21 protein-coding genes are annotated in these 19,999 nt (G+C 63.1%); 14 read left to right on the plus strand and 7 right to left on the minus strand.

The window, feature by feature from the left end; all coding sequences use genetic code 11:
- The first annotated feature begins 416 nt into the window (after positions 1-416).
- From NKJ81_RS02250 to NKJ81_RS02265, 4 genes are all read left to right on the plus strand, one after another.
- Positions 417-1,295: an ABC transporter permease gene (locus NKJ81_RS02250; protein ID WP_352471508.1), complete on the plus strand. Its 879-nt coding sequence runs from the start codon at positions 417-419 to the stop codon at positions 1,293-1,295.
- The gene (locus NKJ81_RS02255) at positions 1,292-2,428 is read left to right on the plus strand and encodes an ABC transporter permease (RefSeq protein ID WP_352501093.1); all 1,137 of its coding nucleotides are present in this window, start codon (positions 1,292-1,294) and stop codon (positions 2,426-2,428) included. The genes NKJ81_RS02250 and NKJ81_RS02255 overlap by 4 nt, the downstream gene beginning before the upstream one ends.
- A gap of 40 nt (positions 2,429-2,468) precedes the next feature.
- Entirely contained in the window at positions 2,469-3,440 is a 972-nt protein-coding gene (locus NKJ81_RS02260; RefSeq protein ID WP_352471510.1) for an ABC transporter substrate-binding protein, read from the plus strand.
- A gap of 147 nt (positions 3,441-3,587) precedes the next feature.
- Positions 3,588-4,031, plus strand: a complete 444-nt coding sequence (locus NKJ81_RS02265; RefSeq protein WP_352471512.1) for a CHRD domain-containing protein — start codon at positions 3,588-3,590, stop codon at positions 4,029-4,031.
- Between the two features lie 40 nt (positions 4,032-4,071).
- On the opposite strand, the gene NKJ81_RS02270 is transcribed toward NKJ81_RS02265, so the two are convergent.
- From NKJ81_RS02270 to NKJ81_RS02280, 3 genes are all read right to left on the minus strand, one after another.
- Entirely contained in the window at positions 4,072-5,721 is a 1,650-nt protein-coding gene (locus tag NKJ81_RS02270) for a thiamine pyrophosphate-binding protein (RefSeq protein WP_352539490.1), read from the minus strand.
- The gene (locus NKJ81_RS02275) at positions 5,718-6,893 is read right to left on the minus strand and encodes a CaiB/BaiF CoA transferase family protein (protein WP_352505567.1); all 1,176 of its coding nucleotides are present in this window, start codon (positions 6,891-6,893) and stop codon (positions 5,718-5,720) included. The genes NKJ81_RS02270 and NKJ81_RS02275 overlap by 4 nt, the downstream gene beginning before the upstream one ends.
- A gap of 78 nt (positions 6,894-6,971) precedes the next feature.
- Positions 6,972-7,907, minus strand: coding sequence for an alpha/beta fold hydrolase (locus tag NKJ81_RS02280; RefSeq protein WP_352539491.1), 936 nt, complete (start codon positions 7,905-7,907; stop codon positions 6,972-6,974).
- A 267-nt stretch (positions 7,908-8,174) separates the two neighbouring features.
- Here NKJ81_RS02280 and NKJ81_RS02285 point away from each other — a divergent pair, with 267 nt between their 5' ends.
- The 4 genes from NKJ81_RS02285 (at position 8,175) to NKJ81_RS02300 (ending at position 11,228) form a co-directional block, all read left to right on the plus strand.
- The gene (locus NKJ81_RS02285) at positions 8,175-8,960 is read left to right on the plus strand and encodes an alpha/beta fold hydrolase (protein WP_352539492.1); all 786 of its coding nucleotides are present in this window, start codon (positions 8,175-8,177) and stop codon (positions 8,958-8,960) included.
- Positions 8,957-9,406 (plus strand): MarR family winged helix-turn-helix transcriptional regulator, encoded by a 450-nt coding sequence (locus tag NKJ81_RS02290; protein ID WP_352539493.1) that lies wholly within the window; start codon positions 8,957-8,959, stop codon positions 9,404-9,406. Before NKJ81_RS02285 ends, NKJ81_RS02290 begins: the two co-directional genes overlap by 4 nt.
- 120 nt (positions 9,407-9,526) lie before the next feature.
- Positions 9,527-10,540 (plus strand): ribonuclease T2 family protein, encoded by a 1,014-nt coding sequence (locus NKJ81_RS02295; RefSeq protein ID WP_352539494.1) that lies wholly within the window; start codon positions 9,527-9,529, stop codon positions 10,538-10,540.
- 73 nt (positions 10,541-10,613) lie between these two features.
- Positions 10,614-11,228, plus strand: a complete 615-nt coding sequence (locus tag NKJ81_RS02300; RefSeq protein WP_352539495.1) for a hypothetical protein — start codon at positions 10,614-10,616, stop codon at positions 11,226-11,228.
- A 28-nt stretch (positions 11,229-11,256) separates the two neighbouring features.
- Here NKJ81_RS02300 and NKJ81_RS02305 read toward each other — a convergent pair whose 3' ends face one another.
- Positions 11,257-12,552: a GGDEF domain-containing protein gene (locus NKJ81_RS02305; RefSeq protein ID WP_352539496.1), complete on the minus strand. Its 1,296-nt coding sequence runs from the start codon at positions 12,550-12,552 to the stop codon at positions 11,257-11,259.
- A 344-nt stretch (positions 12,553-12,896) separates the two neighbouring features.
- On the opposite strand from NKJ81_RS02305, the gene ettA reads away from it, so the two are divergent.
- The 5 genes from ettA (at position 12,897) to NKJ81_RS02330 (ending at position 17,349) form a co-directional block, all read left to right on the plus strand.
- Entirely contained in the window at positions 12,897-14,546 is a 1,650-nt protein-coding gene (gene ettA / locus NKJ81_RS02310; protein WP_352453385.1) for an energy-dependent translational throttle protein EttA, read from the plus strand.
- Positions 14,547-14,604: 58 nt separating this feature from the next.
- On the plus strand, positions 14,605-14,874 hold the full coding sequence (locus NKJ81_RS02315; RefSeq protein WP_352539497.1) for a type II toxin-antitoxin system RelE family toxin: 270 nt from the start codon (positions 14,605-14,607) through the stop codon (positions 14,872-14,874).
- Positions 14,871-15,662, plus strand: coding sequence for a trans-aconitate 2-methyltransferase (gene tam, locus NKJ81_RS02320; RefSeq protein WP_352539498.1), 792 nt, complete (start codon positions 14,871-14,873; stop codon positions 15,660-15,662). The genes NKJ81_RS02315 and tam overlap by 4 nt, the downstream gene beginning before the upstream one ends.
- A gap of 108 nt (positions 15,663-15,770) precedes the next feature.
- The gene (locus NKJ81_RS02325; protein WP_352471527.1) at positions 15,771-16,106 is read left to right on the plus strand and encodes a hypothetical protein; all 336 of its coding nucleotides are present in this window, start codon (positions 15,771-15,773) and stop codon (positions 16,104-16,106) included.
- A gap of 121 nt (positions 16,107-16,227) precedes the next feature.
- Positions 16,228-17,349: a beta-ketoacyl-ACP synthase III gene (locus tag NKJ81_RS02330; RefSeq protein ID WP_352539499.1), complete on the plus strand. Its 1,122-nt coding sequence runs from the start codon at positions 16,228-16,230 to the stop codon at positions 17,347-17,349.
- A gap of 84 nt (positions 17,350-17,433) precedes the next feature.
- On the opposite strand, the gene NKJ81_RS02335 is transcribed toward NKJ81_RS02330, so the two are convergent.
- Positions 17,434-18,000, minus strand: coding sequence for a methyltransferase family protein (locus tag NKJ81_RS02335; RefSeq protein WP_352471529.1), 567 nt, complete (start codon positions 17,998-18,000; stop codon positions 17,434-17,436).
- Between the two features lie 207 nt (positions 18,001-18,207).
- Between NKJ81_RS02335 and NKJ81_RS02340 the strand changes: the two genes are divergently transcribed.
- Positions 18,208-18,825 carry an MOSC domain-containing protein gene (locus tag NKJ81_RS02340; RefSeq protein WP_352539500.1) on the plus strand — a complete coding sequence of 206 codons (618 nt, stop codon included), beginning with the start codon at positions 18,208-18,210 and terminating at the stop codon, positions 18,823-18,825.
- A gap of 293 nt (positions 18,826-19,118) precedes the next feature.
- Here the strand turns inward: NKJ81_RS02340 and NKJ81_RS02345 are convergent, their stop codons facing one another.
- Positions 19,119-19,430 (minus strand): DUF2293 domain-containing protein, encoded by a 312-nt coding sequence (locus NKJ81_RS02345; protein WP_352539501.1) that lies wholly within the window; start codon positions 19,428-19,430, stop codon positions 19,119-19,121.
- Entirely contained in the window at positions 19,430-19,948 is a 519-nt protein-coding gene (tsaA, locus tag NKJ81_RS02350) for a tRNA (N6-threonylcarbamoyladenosine(37)-N6)-methyltransferase TrmO (RefSeq protein ID WP_352539502.1), read from the minus strand. Before tsaA ends, NKJ81_RS02345 begins: the two co-directional genes overlap by 1 nt.
- Between the last annotated feature and the right edge of the window lie 51 nt (positions 19,949-19,999).

Here is a 19,999-nt window from a genome sequence, read left to right on the forward strand (position 1 = left end):
ATACGGATAAGGTGTTCCACGGACGGCTCCCTTGTTTGAGATCTCAACGAACTCATTCTGGCACATCCGATGCCGTCGGGCGCCGTCCACCCCATCATGCCGTGACATTAGCCGAAAGGCGCAAGCGGTTCAGAATATTCGCCGGCCAGAGCGGTGTGGAGGGAGCCATTTTCAGCACCGTTGCGGAGCGGGGAGGTTACGGCATGGATCCTAGGGTCTGCGCCGCGTCGCTTCGCTCCTTGCTTCGCCCTAGGATGACGAAGGCGTGGTTGGCCGCTCCCGATACGCACGCCGCTTCGCGGCTGCTCCGCCCTAGGACAACGAAAGCGCGGTCACCCTCACCCGGCCTCCGCTTCGCTCCAGCCCTCCTCTCCCCGTTGGGGAGAGGAGGGCGCTTACCCGGCGAGGCCTGCTAGGTGGACTCGTTTCGCGACAAGATCGTTCCGGTGACCTCGATCCTCCTCGGCGTGGTCGTCGTCTGGTACGTCATGGCTGTCATCCTCAACGCGCCGTTCCAGCGCGATCTCGACCGCCGCGCCAATCAGACGCCGGGTATTGTGGAATTCATCGGCAAGACGCTGGTACAGCCGAAGCCGACGCTGCCGGCACCGCATCAGGTGGCGGTGAATTTTTTCGAAAACACCTTTCTGCGTAGCATCACCTCGAACCGCAGCCTTGTCTACAATGCCTGGGTGACGCTGTCGTCAACGCTGCTCGGCTTTGCTTTCGGCACGGCGCTCGGCATCGTCATCGCCGTCGGCATCGTCCATGTGGCGACGCTCGACCGCAGTCTGATGCCGTGGATCATCGCCTCGCAGACCATTCCGATCCTGGCGGTGGCGCCGATGATCATCGTCGTGCTGGCGGCGGTCGGCATCACCGGGCTTATCCCGAAGGCGCTGATCTCGACCTATCTGTCGTTCTTCCCGGTGGCGGTCGGCATGGTGAAGGGACTGCGCTCGCCCGAGCTCACCCATCTCGACCTGATGCACACCTATAATGCCAGTGCCTCGCAGACCTTCTGGAAATTGCGTGTGCCGGCTTCGGTGCCGTTCCTGTTCACCTCGATGAAGGTGGCGGTGGCCGCCAGCCTGGTCGGCGCCATCGTCGGCGAGTTGCCGACCGGCGCCGTCGCCGGCATCGGCGCCAAATTGCTCGCCGGCGCCTACTACAGCCAGACCATCGACATCTGGTCGGCTCTGGTTGCCGGGTCGGTGGTCGCGGCGCTGCTGGTGATGGTCGTCGGCATCGCCGGGCGCCTTGTCGACCGCGCCATGGGCGGGAGGCCGGCATGAGCTCCATCCTGAGCCTTTCCTCAATCACGCCTCGATCCTGGCAGGGGTACGCCGCGCTTGTCCTGCTTGCCGGCGCGCTGCTTCTTTGGCCGCTCGTCAGCGCTACGCCCGGTTACGGCATGGCAACTGCGGTTTTGATTTTCATTTTGCTGCTCGTGGCAATCGAGGCCGACAACTTTCCACCGATGATCGGGGTGGTGTTGCTGTTCCTTGGCGCGCATGGCGCAGCGTGGATGCTGCTCGCCGGCATAACCGGCAATGAGGGCAGCGCTCGCGCATCCTTCTATCTGCTGCTCGTCGCGGCGTGGTTTTTGGCCTGGCGCTGCGTAACGGTCTTGTCGTCGTTTCGCCCGACGTCGCGCTGGGCGTCAACCGCCCTGCGCCTGATCATTCCGGCCATCTTCGGCGCCTGGATCCTGATCATCTGGGAGGCGGTGACGCGTGGTGCCGGCATTCCCTTCATCCTGTTGCCGCCGCCAAGCGCCATCGGTGCACGCATCGTCGGCTCGCTGCCGGTGCTGGGGGCCGATGTCAGGCAGACCATCTTCAAGGCGGTTATCTTCGGCTATGTGGTGGGGAGCAGCGCCGGCTTCCTCGTTGCCATCGCCGCCGACCGCGTGCCGTTCCTGCGGCGCGGGCTTTTGCCGATCGGCAATATGGTGTCGGCGCTGCCGATCATCGGCGTCGCGCCGATCATGGTCATGTGGTTCGGCTTCGACTGGCAGTCAAAGGCAGCGGTGGTCATCATCATGACCTTCTTCCCGATGCTGGTGAACACCGTCGCCGGGCTTGCCGCCTCCGGCCATATGGAGCGCGACCTGATGCGCACCTATGCCTCGAGCTACTGGCAGACGCTGTTCAAGTTGCGGCTGCCGGCGGCGGCACCCTTCATCTTCAATGCGTTGAAGATCAATTCGACGCTGGCGCTGATCGGCGCCATCGTCGCCGAGTTCTTCGGCACGCCGGTGGTCGGCATGGGATTTCGCATTTCGACGGAAGTCGGGCGGATGAACATCGACATGGTGTGGGCGGAAATCGCAGTTGCAGCACTTGCGGGTTCGGTCTTTTATGGCGTGGTCGCTCTTTTCGAGAGAGCAGTCACGTTTTGGCATCCCTCTGTCCGTGGTGGATAGGGGCGGTGGGTTTAGGGCGCTAACTTCAGAGGGTAAAAACATGAAAAGACTTGTTGTTTCGATGCTGGCCGGCGCGATGTCGCTTGCCGCGTTCCAGGCGATGGCCGCGGACAAGGTGACGCTGCAGCTGAAATGGGTCACCCAGGCACAGTTCGCCGGCTATTATGTCGCCAAGGCTAAGGGCTTCTATGAAGCCGAGGGCCTCGACGTCGATATCAAGCCCGGCGGCCCGGACATTGCGCCCGAGCAGGTCATCGCCGGCGGCGGCGCCGACGTCATCGTCGACTGGATGGGCGGCGCGCTGGCTGCGCGCGAGAAGGGCGTGCCGCTGGTCAACATCGCCCAGCCATTCAAGAAGGCCGGCATGGAGCTGGTCTGCCCGAAGGACGGTCCGGTCAAGACGGAAGCCGACTTCAAGGGCCACACGCTCGGCGTCTGGTTCTTCGGCAACGAGTATCCGTTCTATGCCTGGATGAACAAGCTTGGCCTCAAGACCGATGGCGGGCCGGACGGCGTCACCGTGCTCAAGCAGAGCTTTGACGTGCAGCCGCTGATCCAGAAGCAGGCGGATTGCATTTCGGTCATGACCTATAACGAGTACTGGCAGCTCATCGACGCCGGCTACAAGCCGGAAGAGCTGACCGTCTTCAACTATTCCGCCATGGGCAACGATCTGCTCGAAGACGGGCTCTATGCCCTGGAGGACAAGCTCAAGGATCCGGCCTTCGAGGACAAGATGGTGCGTTTCGTGCGCGCTTCGATGAAGGGTTGGAAATACGCCGTCGACCATTCCGACGAAGCGGCCGGCATCGTCATGGACAATGGCGGCCAGGACGAGAATCACCAGAAGCGCATGATGGGCGAAGTCGCCAAGCTGATCGACAATGCCGATGGCAAGCTCGATCCGGCGACGTACGAGCGCACCGCCAAGGCGCTGCTCGACCAGAAGATCATCAGCAAGGAGCCTACCGGCGCCTACACGACGGCGATCACCGACAAGGCCATCAAATAGGGCTGTCAAACTGGCTTGTAGCGGAAAAGGGGCGGGCGACCGCCCCTTTTTAGTGGGAGGTAAAATAAACGTTACCGGCGGAAACATCCGCTCGCAAAATCGTTGTGCCGGTGCATCCGCCTCAAGGGTGTCACAACGGAGGTTTCCATGCGCATCCAGTCCTTCACGCCGATGCTTTCGGCGCTGGCCATTTCTGCAGCCATCTTCTCTGCTTCACCGGCCTTGGCCGAAACCATGAAGATGACGGCGACGCTCGATGGTGCTCAGCAGAACCCGCCCGTCACCACGAAGGGCAAGGGCACCGCCACGCTCAGGTTCAACACCGCCACCAAGAAACTCAGCTGGACCGTGAGATATTCCGGCCTCAGCGGGCCGGCGAAGGCCGCACACATTCACGGCCCGGCGGCAAAGGGTCAAAACGCCGATCCGGTGGTGCCGTTCGAAGGCAAGCTGAAGAGCCCGATCAAGGGTTCGGCGACATTGACCGATGCCCAGGCCACCGATCTTGAGGCTGGCAAATATTACGTCAACATCCACACCGCGGCCCATGCGGACGGCGAGATCCGCGGCCAGATCGAGAAGGCCAAATAGGCAGATCACGACGACAAAACAGGGCAATCATCCTGTTTTGTCAGGCCTTGTCGCGAATCTGGGTCATCGTGCGGGTCGGCGTGATGGCTTCAGGGTCGAGCCTGATCTCTACGATCGACGGCTTGCCGCTGGCCCGCGCTCGCTCGAAGGCCGCGGCGAAGTCGGCGGTCTTTTCCACCGTCTCGCCATGGCCGCCATAGGCACGGGCCAAAGCAGCAAAGTCGGGATTCTTCAAGTCCGTGGCGACGACACGGCCGGGATATTCGCGCTCCTGATGCATGCGGATGGTGCCGTAGATGCCATTGTTGACGACGATGACGATGATCGGCAGCCCGTATTGCACGGCGGTGGCGAATTCCTGGCCGTTCATCAGAAAACAGCCGTCGCCGGCGAAGGCGATCACGTCGCGGTCGGGGAAAAGCTGCTTGGCGGCGACCGCCGCCGGCGTGCCGTAGCCCATCGAGCCGGATGTGGGTGCTGCCTGCGTGCCGAAACGCCGGAAGCGATGGTAGCGATGCACCCAAGTGGCGTAGTTGCCGGCGCCGTTGGTGAGGATGGCGTCGTCCGGCAGCATCGTTTCGAGATAATTCATGATCGGCCCCATCTGCACGGCGCCCGGGCCGCTCTCCGGAGGCGTCGACCAGTCGAGATAGGCGGCGTGCAGCTTCGCTGCCTCAGCCGCCCACACCGGCGTTGCGGCCGGCTTGCGTCTGGCAAAGGCTTCGACGAAAGCGGCAGGCGAGGCATTGATCGCCAGCGCCGGCCGGTAGACGCGGCCGAGTTCGCCGGCGTCGGCATGGATATGGACCAGCGTCTGGTCGGGGTAGGGACTCTTCAGCAGCGTGTAGTCGGATGACGGCATCTCGCCCATGCGGCCGCCGATCAGCAGCACAAGGTCGGCCTGCTTGATGGCGGTTGCTACCTTGGGATTGATGCCGATGCCGACATCGCCGGCATAGTTCGGGTGGAGATGGTCGAACAGCATCTGGCGGCGGAAGGAGCAGCCGACCGGCAGCGACCAGGCTTCGGCTATCGTCCGCATCCGTGCAACGGCCTGCGCGTCCCAGCGCGTACCGCCGAGGATGACGAAGGGCCGCTTTGCCTTGCTGAGCAGCTCTTCCAGCGCATCGAGCTCGGCTTCGCCAGGCCGCGTCTCGACAGGGGTATAATGCCGGGCGTCCGGTGCCTCGGCGAGGCTGGTCAGCATGTCCTCGGGCAGCGAGATGACGACCGGGCCCGGGCGACCGGACATCGCCACCGCAAAGGCGCGTGTGACGAATTCGGGTATGCGTGCGGCGTCGTCGATCTCGACCACCCATTTGGCGATATCGCCGAAGAACCTGACGTAGTCGACCTCCTGGAAGGCCTCGCGCCCCTTGGCGTGGCTGGCGACCTGGCCGATGAACAGGATGAGAGGGATTGAATCCTGCATCGCGATGTGGATGCCGGCAGAGGCATTGGTGGCGCCTGGGCCGCGGGTGACAAAGCAGATGCCGGGCCTGCCGGTCAGGCGGCCGTGGCAGTCGGCCATCATTGCGGCACCGCCCTCCTGGCGGCAGACGATTGTGCGGATCGGTGAATCATGCAGCGCGTCGAGCACCGCCAGATAGGATTCGCCAGGTACGCAATAGATACGGTCCGTTCCGTTGGCTTCGAGCGCATCGACGATGAGTTGTCCGCCGGTCTTCATTTTCCTGACCTCTCCAGTTCGGCAAGGATTTCTTCGGTGTGTTCGCCGAGACGCGGCGACGGGCGCTCATAGACCAGCGGCGTGCCGGACATGACCATCGGCGCCCGCACCGAGGGCAAGAGATTGCCATGGCCGTCATCGAGGTCGAGCCGCATGCCGCGCGCGATGGTCTGCGGGTCGGCAAACATCTGGCCGATGTTGTTGATCGGGCTGGCTGGAACCCCGGCGGCTTCGAGCCTGGCCAGCAGCGGGTCGCGATCGAAGGCTTTCAGCGCCTCGATCATGTGCTCGCGCAGCTTCGCCCGGTTGGCGACGCGGGCGGGATTGGTGGCGAAGTCAGGGTTCGACGCCAGCTCGTCGAGGCCGACGGCAGCGCAGAACTTTGCGAACTGGCCATCATTGCCGACCGCCAGGATGATGTGGCCATTCTTTACCGGCACCACTTCGTAGGGCGCGATGTTCATGTGCGCATTGCCCATCTGCACCGGCGACTGTCCGGAGACGAGATAGTTGAGGTTCTGGTTGCCGAGCGTCGAGATCTGGGTGTCGTAGAGCGCCATGTCGATATGCTGGCCTTCGCCGGTCTTCTCGGCATGGCGAAGCGCCGCCTGGATGGCGATGACCGAATAAAGCCCGGTGAAAACATCCGAAATAGCGACGCCCGCCTTTTGCGGTTCGCGGCCGGCTTCGCCGGTGATCGACATCATGCCGGCCATGCCCTGGATGATGAAATCATAGCCGGCACGCGGCGCATACGGTCCCGACTGGCCAAAACCGGTGATCGAGCAATAGATCAGCCGCGGGTTGATTTTCCTCAGGCTGTCATAGTCGAGGCCGTATTTCTTCAGTCCGCCGACTTTGAAGTTTTCGATCAGCACATCCGATGTCGCGACCAGCCGGCGCACCGTCTCGGCACCCTCGGGCGTCGAGAAGTCGATGGCGATGGAGCGCTTGCCGCGGTTGCAGGAATGGTAATAAGCGGCCGAAAGGTTCTCGCCGTCATGGCCGATGACGAAGGGCGGTCCCCATTTGCGGGTGTCGTCGCCGCCGTCCGGGCTCTCGACCTTGATCACGTCGGCGCCGAGGTCGGCAAGCAGCTGTCCGGCCCATGGCCCGGCGAGGATGCGTGCGAGTTCGATGACGCGGATGCCTTTGAGCGGAGGCTCAGTCATGGATCACCGTGGTTGATCGAAAGCGCAGCCTCTATCAATCCCGCGCGCCGCTGTCACGGCCCTTGCAATGGGCCAGTATCACTGTGCCCTCAGCACGCGGTCGGCCCAGGCGGCAAAATCCTCCATGATGATGTCTCGGTTGACCTCGTTGAGGCTTTCGTGGCGGGTTTTGGCGTAAACCTTTGAAACGAGATTCGAAAAACCCATCATGTGCATCCGGCCGGCAAGATGGCTGACCGCCTTGCCGCCGTCCGAGGCCGGATCTTGCTCGCCTCCGACCAGATTGACGAACAGGTCGCGCCGCACGCCGGAAAAATTGCGGTCGCTGCCGCAATGCAGCGTCATCATGACGATGTCCTGCCACATCGACACCGATGCATCCCAGCCGCAAAGCGGGTCGGCGATGTATTTCTCGACTTCAGCGGCATCGCGCGACAGCCAGTCGAACGGCGTCCGGTGATTGGGCACCGCCTTGCCCCAGGCCCGGAACGTCAGCCGGGGCAGCAGGCGCGACGGCACGTCTGAGCCAAGCCGGAACTTTTCCCAACCAAGCATGGCCAGCGCGATTTGGCCGAGCAGTCCGGCCGAGAAATTGCCGTTCCAGATCGCGGCGGCATGGATGCGCGCCGAGTGGCGGAGGACAAAGTTCAGCGCGACCGACGCGCCCAAGGAGTGACCAAAGATGATGACCGGCAGGCCCGGCTGTTCCCTGGCGATGAGATCATGGACGGCGGCGACATCGGCGATGACCTTGGCACCGCCATCCGCATCGGCGAACCTGCCAGGTGGCGCGTCGGGCGCCTTGGTGGCGCCGTGGCCACGGTGGTCGTGCGCGTAGACCTGATAGCCGCGCTCGCCAAGGAAATCGGCGAAACGGGCATAGCGCGCCGCGTGCTCGGCCAACCCGTGATTGACCTGGACAATGGCGCGCGGTTGGCCGATGGCGTGTTTCACATAAAGGTTGAGCTCGGCGCCGGTCGGCGATGCCAGCATCCTCTGCTTGTCAAATGGCATGTCTCGCTCCCGTCGGCGACTGTTGGGCGACGCAGCGATCGACGTCAAGGGACGTAGGGTACCCATTCGACGGTAGTTGACAGCATGCTGTCAATGTGATTACATGACAGCATGCTGTCAAATGGTCAGCGGCAGATTGGGGGTAAGACTATGAAAACCACCGGGGCCATTTCGCGGCGTGCAATCTTGCTGGCGGGCTTCGCCTTCACGACGGCCACTCTGTTGTCAGGGATTGCTGCGTTCAGTCAGGAAACCAGGGAGATGACCATGATGACGTCCACTGTTCCAGGCCCGCAAGGCCAGCTTGCCACTTATAGGATCAACGCCGGCAATGGCCTGCCGATCATGTTCCTGCATGGGGATTGCAGCCGCGCTTCCCACTGGGACCGGGTGATGCAGCTCTCCGTCGAAGGCCGCGAGGCGGTAGCCTTCGATTTTCGCGGTCATGGCGCCTCCGCGCCGGCGCAGGACGGTGACTATGGTTATGACGGTCGTGCAATGGATGTCGGTGCCGTGGCCGACGCGTTTGGCCTGAAGCGGTTTCTCATTGTCGCGCACAGCGGCGGCGGTGGCGTGGCGCTCGCTTATGCCGCCAGCCATGCCGACCGGGTCGCCGGTGTCTTGCTCGTCGACCCGGCGACCGATCCTCGTGCGCTGCCGCAGGCGATTCGTGACGGCTTTGTCCGCGATCTGGCCGGTCCGCAAGGCCGTGATGTCCTGAACGCCTATTACACGTCGATTGCCGGCCCTAACGCGGTTGTTCGCCAGCGTGTTCTGGCCGATGCGGCAGTGGTCGATCCGGCGGCGAGGGCAGGTGTCGGCAAGGCACTGGCCGAATGGAACCCGGAGCCGGCACTCGATGCGTATCGCGGGCCTATGTTCGTATTGGCTACCGAGGCCAGTGACACTCCAGCCGCGCTCTACCGGCTGCGCACGGACATTCCGCGCCAGATCGTGGCGGGCAGCGGCCATTGGGTGATGCTTGACAAGCCCGAGGTCGTAGCCGAAGCCGTTAATAATTTCGTCGCGACCATCGAGGCCGGCCAGAAATGACGACCAGGACCGAAGCGGCAAATGTGCTCACCGAACTGGTGCTTGCCGTGTTCAGGATGAACGGCAGTTTTCTGGATGCGGCCGACCGGCTGGCCGCTCCAACCGGGCTGACGGCAGCGCGCTGGCAGGTTTTGGGTGCAGTTTTGAAGGAGCCGAAATCTGTGGCCGACATCGCCCGCGACATGGGTCTCGCCCGTCAGAGTGTACAGCGGCTGGCCGACATACTGGCTGCGGAGGGGCTTGCCGCCTACGCCGACAACCCGGCGCATCGCCGCGCCAAGCTGTTGTCGATAACCGATGCCGGCCGGGCAGCGGTCAAGAATATCGGCACACGCCAGCATGTTTGGGCGAACCGCGTTTTGGAGGGTATGGACGCCGACGCGCTGAAAGCCTCGCTTGATCTGCTGCGCACCCTGACGGAACGGGTGGAGGCGGGCGGATCCTGATCGACCGCGCGGGAGCCGTCTCAATGCGCTGGCGATTGTTTTTACGGCCGGCGAAAGAAATCGTAATTCTGACATGTCGCAAGTTTCTAGCTTGCGGCGTGAATCACGAGGAGTGCCGGAATGCGGATTTGGGCGATATGGGGGGCGGTGTTTGTTGCGTTTGCTGGCGCAAGCGCGGCGCGGGCCGATGTGAAGATGACCGGCTCTTTCGTCGCCGATGCCGCCTGTCCGGCAACGCAGGCGATCAAGAGCGGCAAGAATCCCGGCAATGTCTCGACCGCGGCTGGTCAGAGTTATGATCTGCTGGCCGGCAACAAGGACGCGCCCACGCACTACCTCATTCGCGTGCCGGGCGCCGATCCGGAGCGCCGCTGGGTCAAGATCAGCTGCGGTCACGTTTCGGGCGGCAGCGCGTCGACGATGCCGGCTGCACCGGCGCCTGCCGAGCCGAACAAGCCATCGGCGTCCGGAAAGCCGGAATATGTCTTCGCGCTGAGCTGGCAGCCGGCTTTTTGTGAGACCAAATCCGGCAAAACCGAATGCCGTGCGCAGACCGCCGCCGGGTTCGAAGCGACCCACTTCACCTTGCATGGGTTGTGGCCGCAGCCGAACGGAAATTTCTATTGCCAGGTCGCGGCAAGCGACAAGGCGAACGACGATCCGGCACACTGGCGGGATTTGCCGCCGGTCACCCTTGACCCGAAAACGCGAGCGGAACTCGACCAGGTGATGCCGGGCACCGCGTCCGCCCTCGAAAGGCATGAGTGGATCAAGCACGGCACCTGCTACGGCAAGAGCCAGCAGGAGTATTTCGCCGACGCCTTGAACCTGATGCGCGCGATGAATGCGTCGCCGGTGCGCGATCTCTTCATCAAGAACATCGGCAAGCAACTGACATCCGATCAGATCCGCAGCACCTTCGACAGTGCCTTCGGCAAAGGCGCGGGCGACCGGGTCCGCGTGTCCTGCGTGGTCGATCCTTCGAACGGCAGGCGGCTGATCGGCGAACTGACGCTCGGCCTGACCGGCCCGATCGCTTCGAACGCTTCGCTCGGTGCCCTGCTGCTTGCCTCGGCGCCGACAGCCAAGGCCGGCTGCCCAAAGGGCGCGGTCGATGCCGTCGGGTTCCAGTAAACAGGCCGTACGCGACTGTCGCTTTGCGCCGGGGATGGTATGATCCCGGGGTTATCATTCGCAGGGGGTGGCGATGAGTGGTATGACGGGCGGCGCGCTGGCGCGGCTGGCGTTCTGGGCCAAGGGCATGACGGCGATCCGCGACGGCCATATGGAGTGGCCGGGCTTTTCCTACACCGAGGTGGAGTGGGCGCGCATGACCACGCTCGCCAAACCCGTCGGCGGCGGCACCTACCAATTGTTTACGCTGGTCAACGCGGCGATCTTCATCGCCATCGCCGCGCTCGGGATGTTCTGTGTCTTCCTGCCGCTGGCGGCGCTGCTGTTCCCGGTACCGGCCGAAACCAGTGCGCTCAAGTTTTCGCTGCTCCTGGCGGCATGCGCCTTCCTGATCATCGGCATCGGCCTGCCGATTTCGCTGCGTCTTTCGACCAGGCTCGTGGCGCCGAAGGCAATGCGGGCCGCGCTTGTCGCCGTGCCCGGCGACCAGGCGCTTGCGGCAAAAGTGTCATGGCAGATCAATCGGATCACGCTCGTGCTCTGCGGCCTGCTGGTGCCGGGCATTCTTCTGTTCATTGCCTACGATGTCGAAGCCGACCCGATTATTACCGCGTTGAAATGGCTGGCGATCGCGCTGATGGCGGTTTCGGTTGCGATCGGCGGATGGCAGCGGCGCAAACAATCCTGATTGAGCCAATCGCGGGGCCTGGGCAGCGTTACGCGCCGGCGCTGCGCTCCGGCCTGGTCCATGTGTTGCGGGCGTCTGCTTCGTTGCCGCCCGGTTCGCCGACAACGCGATCGCGTCCCGTGGATTTGGCCTTGTAGAGACGCTGGTCGGCCAGCGCAAAGAGATCGGCAAGGCAACGGGTCGTCTCGCTGACCGTCGAGATGCCGGCGCTGACGGTAATGTCGAACCGGCTGGTGCTCGCGGACGTCTTGACCGCTTGCCTGACGGTTTCACCCAGCAGCCTGGCGAGCGGCTGCGGACGCCAGCCGAGGATGGCGAATTCCTCACCGCCGATCCTGAACAATTGATCTTCGGTCCCGACAAGTTCGCCAAGCAAAATCGCCAGGGCTTTCAGCACCTTGTCTCCCTCGGCGTGGCCGAAGCGGTCGTTGATCGATTTGAAGTGGTCGACATCGATGATCAGCAGGCTGAGCGGCCTGGCGGTCCGCAGGCTGGCGGCGACGGCGGCCTCGCCATCGCTGTCGAAGCGCGCCCTGTGCAGGAGGCCGGTGAGGCCGTCGCGACCAACATGCTCGACCAGCGCCTCATAGCGCTCGCGATAGGTCAGCGTGTCGAAAATGTCGGAAAGCCCGCGCGGCGCCGGCACCTGCCGCGCCTCGAACCACCTGATATAGGCGACCAGCATGGTGCTGTAGACCAGGGCCGCTGCCATCTTGGCGAACCAGCCGCCGAAGAACACCGCGACCGGCGCACCGGTGACGAAATGCAGCGCCGTGAAAAAGCCTGCCTGGTCGAAGGTGAGCACGCAGGCGACGGAGACCAGGATTCGGGTGAAAAGCGCCTTGCGCAGGTATTTGCCGAGCTTTTCATAGAGCAGAATGATCAGGATGGCGTCGACGAACAGCAGCGTCGTGCCCCACACCATCAGCCAGCCCATCTCATCGATAAAGCCGATGTCGGGAAGCTTGCCGTCGGGCAGCGGCGCGATGTCGTGCAGGCGCAGGATCAGCACGAGCCCGACCATCAGGGCATTGCCGAGCAGCAGGCCGTAAATCGGCTGCCGGACAGTTGCCGCGTCCTCCTTGATGTAGAGCAGGAGAAGCATCACCAGCTTGCCGGAAAACATCACGGCCGAACCCGGCGATACCATGCCGAACGGCAGCGCGACGTAGAAGACGCTGGCGAGATAGGTTTCCAAGAAATGCATGACGCCAAGGGCGCAAACAAAGACGCCGAGGCCGATGCGGCCCCTGAACCGGAAAAGCGTGACCATGATGCCGAAATAGAGAACCGCTTCGGCAAAAAGCAGGAAACTGTTCAACACGGCCCGATCTCTCTCCCCGAAATCGCGGCGGCCAGCGATTTCCCATCCAACATTGTTTGACGCGGAATGATTAACCGGAGCTTTCGCCTGGGCGCCGGCACGAAATGAAGCGGCTAAGCGTTTGCGGCTGCGACCAAATCCGCCTGGAGCGGGTCATCGTTTCACGGAACCGCTGAACCGCTCCATCTTTTTTGTTTTGACGCAATTCCGGACGGAAAACCGTTTCACATTTTTCTTGGAATTGCTTTAGGGCCAAAACTGTTTGCCGTTCGGGGCCGCATCGCTTACATAGCCCCCAACTTCCATCCAATCCGACATCAGTCGACTTTTCAGGGAAAGCGCGCGTGGCACGCCAGTTCATCTATCACATGGCCGGCCTCAACAAGGCCTACGGCACCAAGAAGGTGCTCGAGAACATTCATCTGTCCTTCTACCCGGACGCCAAGATCGGCATCCTCGGCCCCAACGGCGCCGGCAAGTCGACGATCCTCAAGATCATGGCCGGCATCGACAAGGAGTGGAGCGGCGAGGCCTGGCTGGCCGAGGGTGCTACCGTCGGTTACCTGGCGCAGGAGCCGGCGCTCGATCCGAACAAGAATGTGTTCGAAAACGTCATGGAAGGCGTCGCCGCCAAGACCGCCATCATCGAGCGCTACAACGAATTGATGATGAACTATTCCGACGAGACGGCGGACGAGTCGGCCAAGCTGCAGGACGAGATGGACCGGCTCAACCTCTGGGATCTCGAACAGCAGGTCGAGATGGCGATGGAGGCACTCGGCTGTCCGCCCAAGGAGGCCGATGTCACCAAGCTGTCGGGCGGCGAACGCCGTCGCGTCGCGCTTTGCCAGCTCTTGCTGCGCCAGCCCGACCTTCTGCTGCTCGACGAGCCGACCAACCATCTCGACGCCGAGACGACGGCGTGGCTGGAAAAGCATCTGCGGGCCTATCCGGGCGCGGTGATGATCATCACCCACGATCGCTACTTCCTCGACAATGTCACCGGCTGGATCCTCGAGCTCGATCGCGGCCGCGGTATCCCCTACGAAGGCAACTACACCAAATATCTCGAAGCCAAGGCCAAGCGGCTCAAGCAGGAAGGCCGCGAGGACGATGCGCGCCAGCGGGCGATCGGCCGCGAGCGCGAGTGGATCCAGTCCAGCCCGAAAGCCCGGCAGACCAAGTCGAAAGCCCGTATCCAGGCCTTCCAGGATCTGCTGGATGCAGCCGACAAGCGGCGTCCGAGCGACACCCAGATCGTCATTCCGCATGGCGAGCGGCTCGGCAATGTGGTGATCGAGGTCGAGGGCCTGTCGAAGGGCTTTGGCGACACGCTTTTGATCGACGATCTCGAATTCAAGCTGCCGCCGGGCGGCATCGTCGGCGTCATCGGCCCGAACGGCGCCGGCAAGACGACGCTGTTCCGCATGATCACCGGCCAGGAAAAGCCGGACGCCGGCACCATCCGCGTCGGCGAGACGGTCAAGCTCGGTTATGTCGACCAGAGCCGCGACGCGCTCGACCCGACCAAGACGGTCTGGGAAGAGATCTCGGGCGGCGCCGAAGTGGTCAAGCTTGGCAAGTTCGAAGCCAACACCCGCGCCTACTGCGCGTCGTTCAACTTTCGTGGCGGCGACCAGCAGCAGAAGGTCGGCAACCTGTCCGGCGGCCAACGCAACCGCGTGCATCTGGCCAAGATGCTGAAGACCGGCGGCAATGTGCTGCTGCTCGACGAACCGACCAACGATCTCGATACCGAAACGCTGGCGGCACTCGAAGACGCGCTCGAGAGCTTCGCCGGCTGCGCCGTCATCATCTCGCACGATCGCATGTTCCTCGATCGCCTGGCGACGCACATCCTCGCCTTCGAAGGCGACAGCCATGTCGAATGGTTCGAAGGCAATTTCGAGGACTACGAGCAGGACAAAATCCGCCGGCTTGGGCCTGAGGCGGTCAATCCGCACAGGATGACGTATAAGCGGCTGACTCGGTAACAACGGATTGGTTGCAAGCGCCCCAGGCTGCTCGTAGAATTACCGGAAGGAGATAAACATGCTTAATGTCGAGCTTCCTGCCGCGCTGGAAAAACGCCTCGAGATCTCCAGATTGCAAAGGTCCGATCAGCGTCGGATTGTGGACTTCCTGGAAAACAGGCTCGCCTCGCGCGATAATCCACGCGAACTTGGCGAAGCGCTAACAGGACCACTGGCAGGTCTCTGGAAATATCGTGTGGGCTCATTCCGAGTTCTGACAAGGATCGATGATAGCGCTGTCGCGATTTGGGTGGTTCAAGTAGGCGACCGTCGCGAGGTCTATCGATGAATACAGTCGCGAAGGTGAGACCCGACTGGTCCGCCGCCCTCTACCTGAAATTCGAGGACGAGCGCACCCGGCCGGCGCGCGATCTCGTTGCGCAGGTGCCGGTGCCGGAACCGCGCCGGGTGGTCGACATTGGCTGCGGGCCGGGCAATTCGACCGAATTGCTGGTCGAGCGCTGGCCGCGGGCGCAGATCAGCGGCTTCGATACCTCGCCCGACATGATCGAGAAGGCCAGGGCGCGCCTGCCCGGTGTCAGCTTTGCCTTGGCGGATGCGGCGGCGTGGCAGCCGACCGAACCGGTCGACGTGATCTTTGCCAATGCGGTGTTTCAATGGCTGCCGGAGCATCCGGCGGTCTTCCAGCGGTTGATGGGATTTTTGGCGCCCGGCGGCGCGCTTGCCGTGCAGATGCCGGACAACATGGCCGAGCCTTCGCACCGGCTGATGCGGGAGACCGCGGCCGAGATGCCGTTCACCGAAAAGCTCGAGCGCGCGGCCCGCGCGCCGCTGCCGCCGGTCGCGTTCTATTACGACCTTTTGTCGCCATTCTCGGATCGGCCCGATATCTGGCACACGATCTACAACCATCCGCTGGCCGATGCCGAAGCGATCGTCGAGTGGGTGAAGTCGACGGGGCTGAAGCCGTTCCTCGATCCTCTCGACGAAAACGAGCGGCAGCTTTTCCTGAAGCGCTACACGGCCCGGATCAGCGAAGCCTATCCGAAAACGGCAAGCGGCAAGGTGTTGCTGCGCTTTCCCCGTCTCTTCATCGTGGCGCGGCGTTCCGCTTAGAAACTCTTAGCTACACCCAAAAACAGTGCATGGCGGATGCTTGACCGGCTTTCGCCGTCATGCGCATCTCGCTGGGGCACGGCCCTTTATGGGCCATGGGGGTGGATGATGACACTGAAAAAGATGGGTTTCGGCGGCAGCATTTGTGCGGCCGCTGTGCTTGCCTTGTCTCTATCGGCGGAGGCCAAGCGAGCGCGCTGCTTCACCAGCGACGACGGCTATTTCTCGTGCAGCTATCGGGCGCTGGACGATGCCGGCAGCTTTCGCATCTCGGCGCCGGGTTATCCGACCTACGTCCTGGAAATCGACGGACCGGGTTTTGCCTATGGCTATGTCAATCTCGGCCGCCGCAACGTGCCGCTGCCCGGGCAATTCGTGCGCAGCCGCGATGACGGTGCCTGCTGGAACAACCCGCAGACCAATACCAAGCTCTGCGCCTGGTAAAGACCCGTCCCAGGGACTTGATTTAAGCCGGCATAAACTGGCTAGGTGCAAAAGAGGTTGCGCCGAGCTTTTTGCGGCGTCGACATGAAGCCGCAACGCCTGCGCACGGGACGAACTGGAAATGCATCGCGTCATCATCAGCGGCATCGGCGTTGAAATCCCCGAAGCTTCGATCACCAACGAGGAGCTCGTCGCCAGCTTCAACGCCTGGGTGGACATGGAGAACGTCCGCCGCGAGGTGTCGGGCGAGCCGCTGGTACAGAAATCGGACAGTGCCTTCATCGTCCATGCCTCGGGCGTCCAGACCCGCCATGTCATCGAACGGGAAGGCATCCTCGATCCGACCCGCATGGCGCCGCGTTTCGCGGCGCGGCCCGACGATGCGCTGTCGCTGGAGGCCGAGTTCGGCATCGCTTCGGCCCGCAAGGCGCTCGATCATGCCGGGCTGAAGCCTGGCGACATCGACCTGGTGATCTGCTCGGCCTCGCACCATCAGCGGCCCTATCCGGCGATCGCCATCGAAATGCAGCAGGCGCTGGGCACGAAAGGCGCCGGCTTCGATATGGGGCTTGGCTGCTCTTCGGCAGCGGCGGCGTTGCACATCGCCGTCAATCTGGTACGGGCAGGGGCCCATAAACGCGTGCTGGTGACGACGCCGGAGATCATCACCGGTCACCTCAATTTTCGCGACCGGCAGACGCATTTCATCTTCGGCGACGCTTCCGTGTCGATGGTCGTCGAAGGGCTCGCCCAGGGCGAGAAGCGGCCGGGCCGCTTCGAGGTGCTCGATACGCGCGCCTGGACGCAGATGTCGAACAGCATCCGCACCAATCTCGGTTACTATACCCGCGCCACCCAGGACGATCCGTACATGATCGATCTGGAAGGCAATCTGATCAAGCAGATCGGCAACAAGGTGTTCAAGGAAGTCACCGTTGCCGGCCACAAATTCATCGTCGAGTTCCTGGCCGAGCACGGGCTGACGCCGCAAGCGATCCGGCGCTTCTGGCTGCATCAGGCCAATGCGCGGATGAACGCCATGATCCTGAAACTGTCGTTCGGCCATGACGTCGACCACGACCGCGCGCCGATGGTGCTGGAGCGCCTCGGCAACACCGCCGCCGCCGGCGCCATCATCGCCCTCTCGGAGAACCATGCCGACATGAAGGCCGGCGACTACGGCCTGCTCTGCGCCTTCGGCGCCGGCTACTCGATCGGCGGCGCGCTGTTGCGCATGCTTTAGATTTTTGTTTTACGCATGTCGTTGTCCCAAAACCGCTGCACACCCTCGGTTCAAGCCCGAGGGCATGCTTTTGGGCGACATGCATTAGCCCGGCGCGAACGGTACCAGCATCGGAACGCGCCTGGCATAGTCGTCGTAAGCGCTACCCAGTTCGCCGCGCAGAAAACGCTCCTCCAGCCTTGCCTTCATGACGATGCCGACGGTGATGAGGATGGCGCCGGCAACGCCCCAGACAGTGCCTTTCGCCGCCATGGTGGCGAGGATCGCCAGAAGCAGGCCGGTATAGATCGGGTGGCGGACCAGCCGGTAAGGGCCGGTGTCGACGACGCGATGCGCGGCCTTGGCGGTGACCGTGGCCGACCACAGGCGGCCAAGATGCAGCCGCGCCCACCAGGCAAATGCCAGACCGGCGGCAATCAGCGCGACGCAGATCCACGCTTCGGCAAGGTTCGGCGTCCAAAGCCTCAGCGGGCCGGCATAACCGTGCGCCGGGATGAAGAGCAGGATCGTGCCGAGCACCATGACGGCGCGGGATGGAAGCTCCACCCCGAAGCCGGCGCGTTTTTCGGCCCGGTCGGCCCAGAAGGCGGCCGCGGCCCATGAAACCACCCAGAGCAGCCAGAGCTGCGCGATTGCCGATGCGGGATGCATGATAAACCTCAGCGGGCTTGACCTGACCGATATTATCAACCGATGCAGCGCGGCAGCAATGCGGCACGCTTTTGCATGAGGCTGGTTCAACCATGACGCTGGTGGTGCCGACCCGTATCAGCCGTCTTGATTGGAGCATCAACGCTTTCGACTGGACCCTATGAATCGACTTCGGCTAACTGCATCCGGCAGCTAGGAATGAAACCAATGCCGGATATGTTTCCCGAAGCCGAAACTCCGGTCGAGATCGTCCCGTCGCGAAAACTCGCCGCCAGGGTGGCGGCGCTCTATCTCGCACCGTTCGATCGTTTTGAGACACGAGCGGTGGATACGCTGCAACTCGGTTTCGACGGCATCGACGGCGATTTCCACGCCGGCACGACGCGGCGCTCCGGCGGGCGGGAACCCTGGTATCCGCGCGGCACCGAGATGCGCAACGAACGGCAATTGTCGATCGTGGCGGCGGACGAACTGGCAATCGTCGCCGAACGGATGGGCATCGCCGAGATCAAGCCGGAATGGATCGGCGCCAATCTCCTGATCGACGGCCTGCCGCGCCTCTCCATGCTGCCGTCCGGCACGCTGCTGTTCTTCAAAGGCGGCGCGACCGTCAAGATCGACGCGCAGAACGGGCCTTGCCGGATCGCCGGGCGATCGGTCGCCGAAAATGCCGGGATGGCCGACCATGAGGCCGGCGCGCTGCTGTTCCCGAAGGCGGCGAAGCGGTTGCGCGGGCTCGTCGCCTGGGTCGAGAAGCCCGGCACGATCGCGGCCGGCGAGGAGATTTCGGTGCGCGTGCCCGAGCAGTGGATTTACCGGGCCTAGTCCAGGCAAGGCGACCTCTAGTCACGGCGTATTTTGTTCTTGCTTTGTGCCGGCAGCTATGCTACTAATTTGAGTATGGTGCGAATTGGGCTCCAACGACCCGCCCGCGAGGCGGGTTTTTTATTTCAGGCTTTGAAAGTTCCGATGCTGCCGACCTGAGGTCGGCGGGACAGCGCCCCCCTCTGTCCTGCCGGACATCTCCCCCACGCGGGGGGAGATTGGCCGTCACCTCTCGATTTCGCTAATCACAACAGTGAAGAGCGCAGAACTCGACGCGTGTGCCTGCCGTCGCTCTACGCCTCATCCTCATCGTCGAGCAGACGGGTGGCGCGCCAGCGGGTGAGCACATTGTTGGTCTGTTCGATGACGAAGAAGCGCGCGGAATCGCGGTCATAGCCTTCGGCCAGCAGCTTTTCGTAGTCGGTGTGGGCGTGGCGGATGTGGGCTATTGTCGCCAGCCACACGGCAATGCTCGGCGGCAAGGTCTTCATGTGCACGGCGCCGGCATCGGCACGGATCTTTTCCATGTCGGCATAAGGCGCCAGCGGCAGGAGCGCTGTCAGCGCCTTGGCGACGGCGCGGCGGCGGCCGGTCGGCGCGCTCATCACTCCACCGGCCCTGGTTCGTCCCGCCCGGCGATGGTCGCATCGGCAAAGGCATCGGTCGAGGCGAAATAAGGCTTGATGTCGATGACCGGCGTGCCGTCGAGCACGTCGATCGCATCGAGATCGACGCGGCCGGTGTCGATGTCGACGGCAACCAGCTTTGCGACATGCAGCCCAATTGGGTTTGGCCGGGCAGGGGAGCGCAGCGAAAAGACGCCTTTCGGCTCTGTGGCATGGCGGGGTTTCTGGACAATCAGTTGCCGCGGAGCATGGTGCAGCCAGGACAGGACGATCACGTGGCTGGCGCGTTCCAGCCCAAGCAGGCCATCCCGATAAAGCGGGTCGATGACCAAGTGCGCCGGCTGTTCCGTCTCCCGCGCCGCCTTCATGTTTTTGGGGCAAGTCTCCCGCGTGATCCAAGGCGAAGCGATGCGGCCGATGAAGACGACATGGCCATCCGGCGGCATCGTTGCCGGGTCGGTTTCCAGGAGCTTTTCGCCGCTGCGCGTCTCGAACATGGTTCTCGCTCCGATCATGCGTCCGTTTTTGCGCGATCCGCCACGCATGCG

Origin of the sequence: Mesorhizobium sp. M0018 (assembly GCF_040323955.1) — a bacterium.
GTDB lineage: Bacteria > Pseudomonadota > Alphaproteobacteria > Rhizobiales > Rhizobiaceae > Mesorhizobium.

Coding starts and splice junctions, on each gene's coding strand:
- NKJ81_RS02255 (WP_352501093.1), top strand. CDS start 1,292: ATGAGCTCCATCCTGAGCCTTTCCTCAATCACGCCTCGATCCTGGCAG.
- NKJ81_RS02260 (WP_352471510.1), top strand. CDS start 2,469: ATGAAAAGACTTGTTGTTTCGATGCTGGCCGGCGCGATGTCGCTTGCC.
- NKJ81_RS02265 (WP_352471512.1), top strand. CDS start 3,588: ATGCGCATCCAGTCCTTCACGCCGATGCTTTCGGCGCTGGCCATTTCT.
- NKJ81_RS02270 (WP_352539490.1), bottom strand. CDS start 5,721: ATGAAGACCGGCGGACAACTCATCGTCGATGCGCTCGAAGCCAACGGA.
- NKJ81_RS02275 (WP_352505567.1), bottom strand. CDS start 6,893: ATGACTGAGCCTCCGCTCAAAGGCATCCGCGTCATCGAACTCGCACGC.
- NKJ81_RS02280 (WP_352539491.1), bottom strand. CDS start 7,907: ATGCCATTTGACAAGCAGAGGATGCTGGCATCGCCGACCGGCGCCGAG.
- NKJ81_RS02285 (WP_352539492.1), top strand. CDS start 8,175: ATGATGACGTCCACTGTTCCAGGCCCGCAAGGCCAGCTTGCCACTTAT.
- NKJ81_RS02290 (WP_352539493.1), top strand. CDS start 8,957: ATGACGACCAGGACCGAAGCGGCAAATGTGCTCACCGAACTGGTGCTT.
- NKJ81_RS02295 (WP_352539494.1), top strand. CDS start 9,527: ATGCGGATTTGGGCGATATGGGGGGCGGTGTTTGTTGCGTTTGCTGGC.
- NKJ81_RS02300 (WP_352539495.1), top strand. CDS start 10,614: ATGAGTGGTATGACGGGCGGCGCGCTGGCGCGGCTGGCGTTCTGGGCC.
- NKJ81_RS02315 (WP_352539497.1), top strand. CDS start 14,605: ATGCTTAATGTCGAGCTTCCTGCCGCGCTGGAAAAACGCCTCGAGATC.
- tam (WP_352539498.1), top strand. CDS start 14,871: ATGAATACAGTCGCGAAGGTGAGACCCGACTGGTCCGCCGCCCTCTAC.
- NKJ81_RS02325 (WP_352471527.1), top strand. CDS start 15,771: ATGACACTGAAAAAGATGGGTTTCGGCGGCAGCATTTGTGCGGCCGCT.
- NKJ81_RS02330 (WP_352539499.1), top strand. CDS start 16,228: ATGCATCGCGTCATCATCAGCGGCATCGGCGTTGAAATCCCCGAAGCT.
- NKJ81_RS02335 (WP_352471529.1), bottom strand. CDS start 18,000: ATGCATCCCGCATCGGCAATCGCGCAGCTCTGGCTGCTCTGGGTGGTT.
- NKJ81_RS02340 (WP_352539500.1), top strand. CDS start 18,208: ATGCCGGATATGTTTCCCGAAGCCGAAACTCCGGTCGAGATCGTCCCG.
- NKJ81_RS02345 (WP_352539501.1), bottom strand. CDS start 19,430: ATGAGCGCGCCGACCGGCCGCCGCCGCGCCGTCGCCAAGGCGCTGACA.
- tsaA (WP_352539502.1), bottom strand. CDS start 19,948: ATGTTCGAGACGCGCAGCGGCGAAAAGCTCCTGGAAACCGACCCGGCA.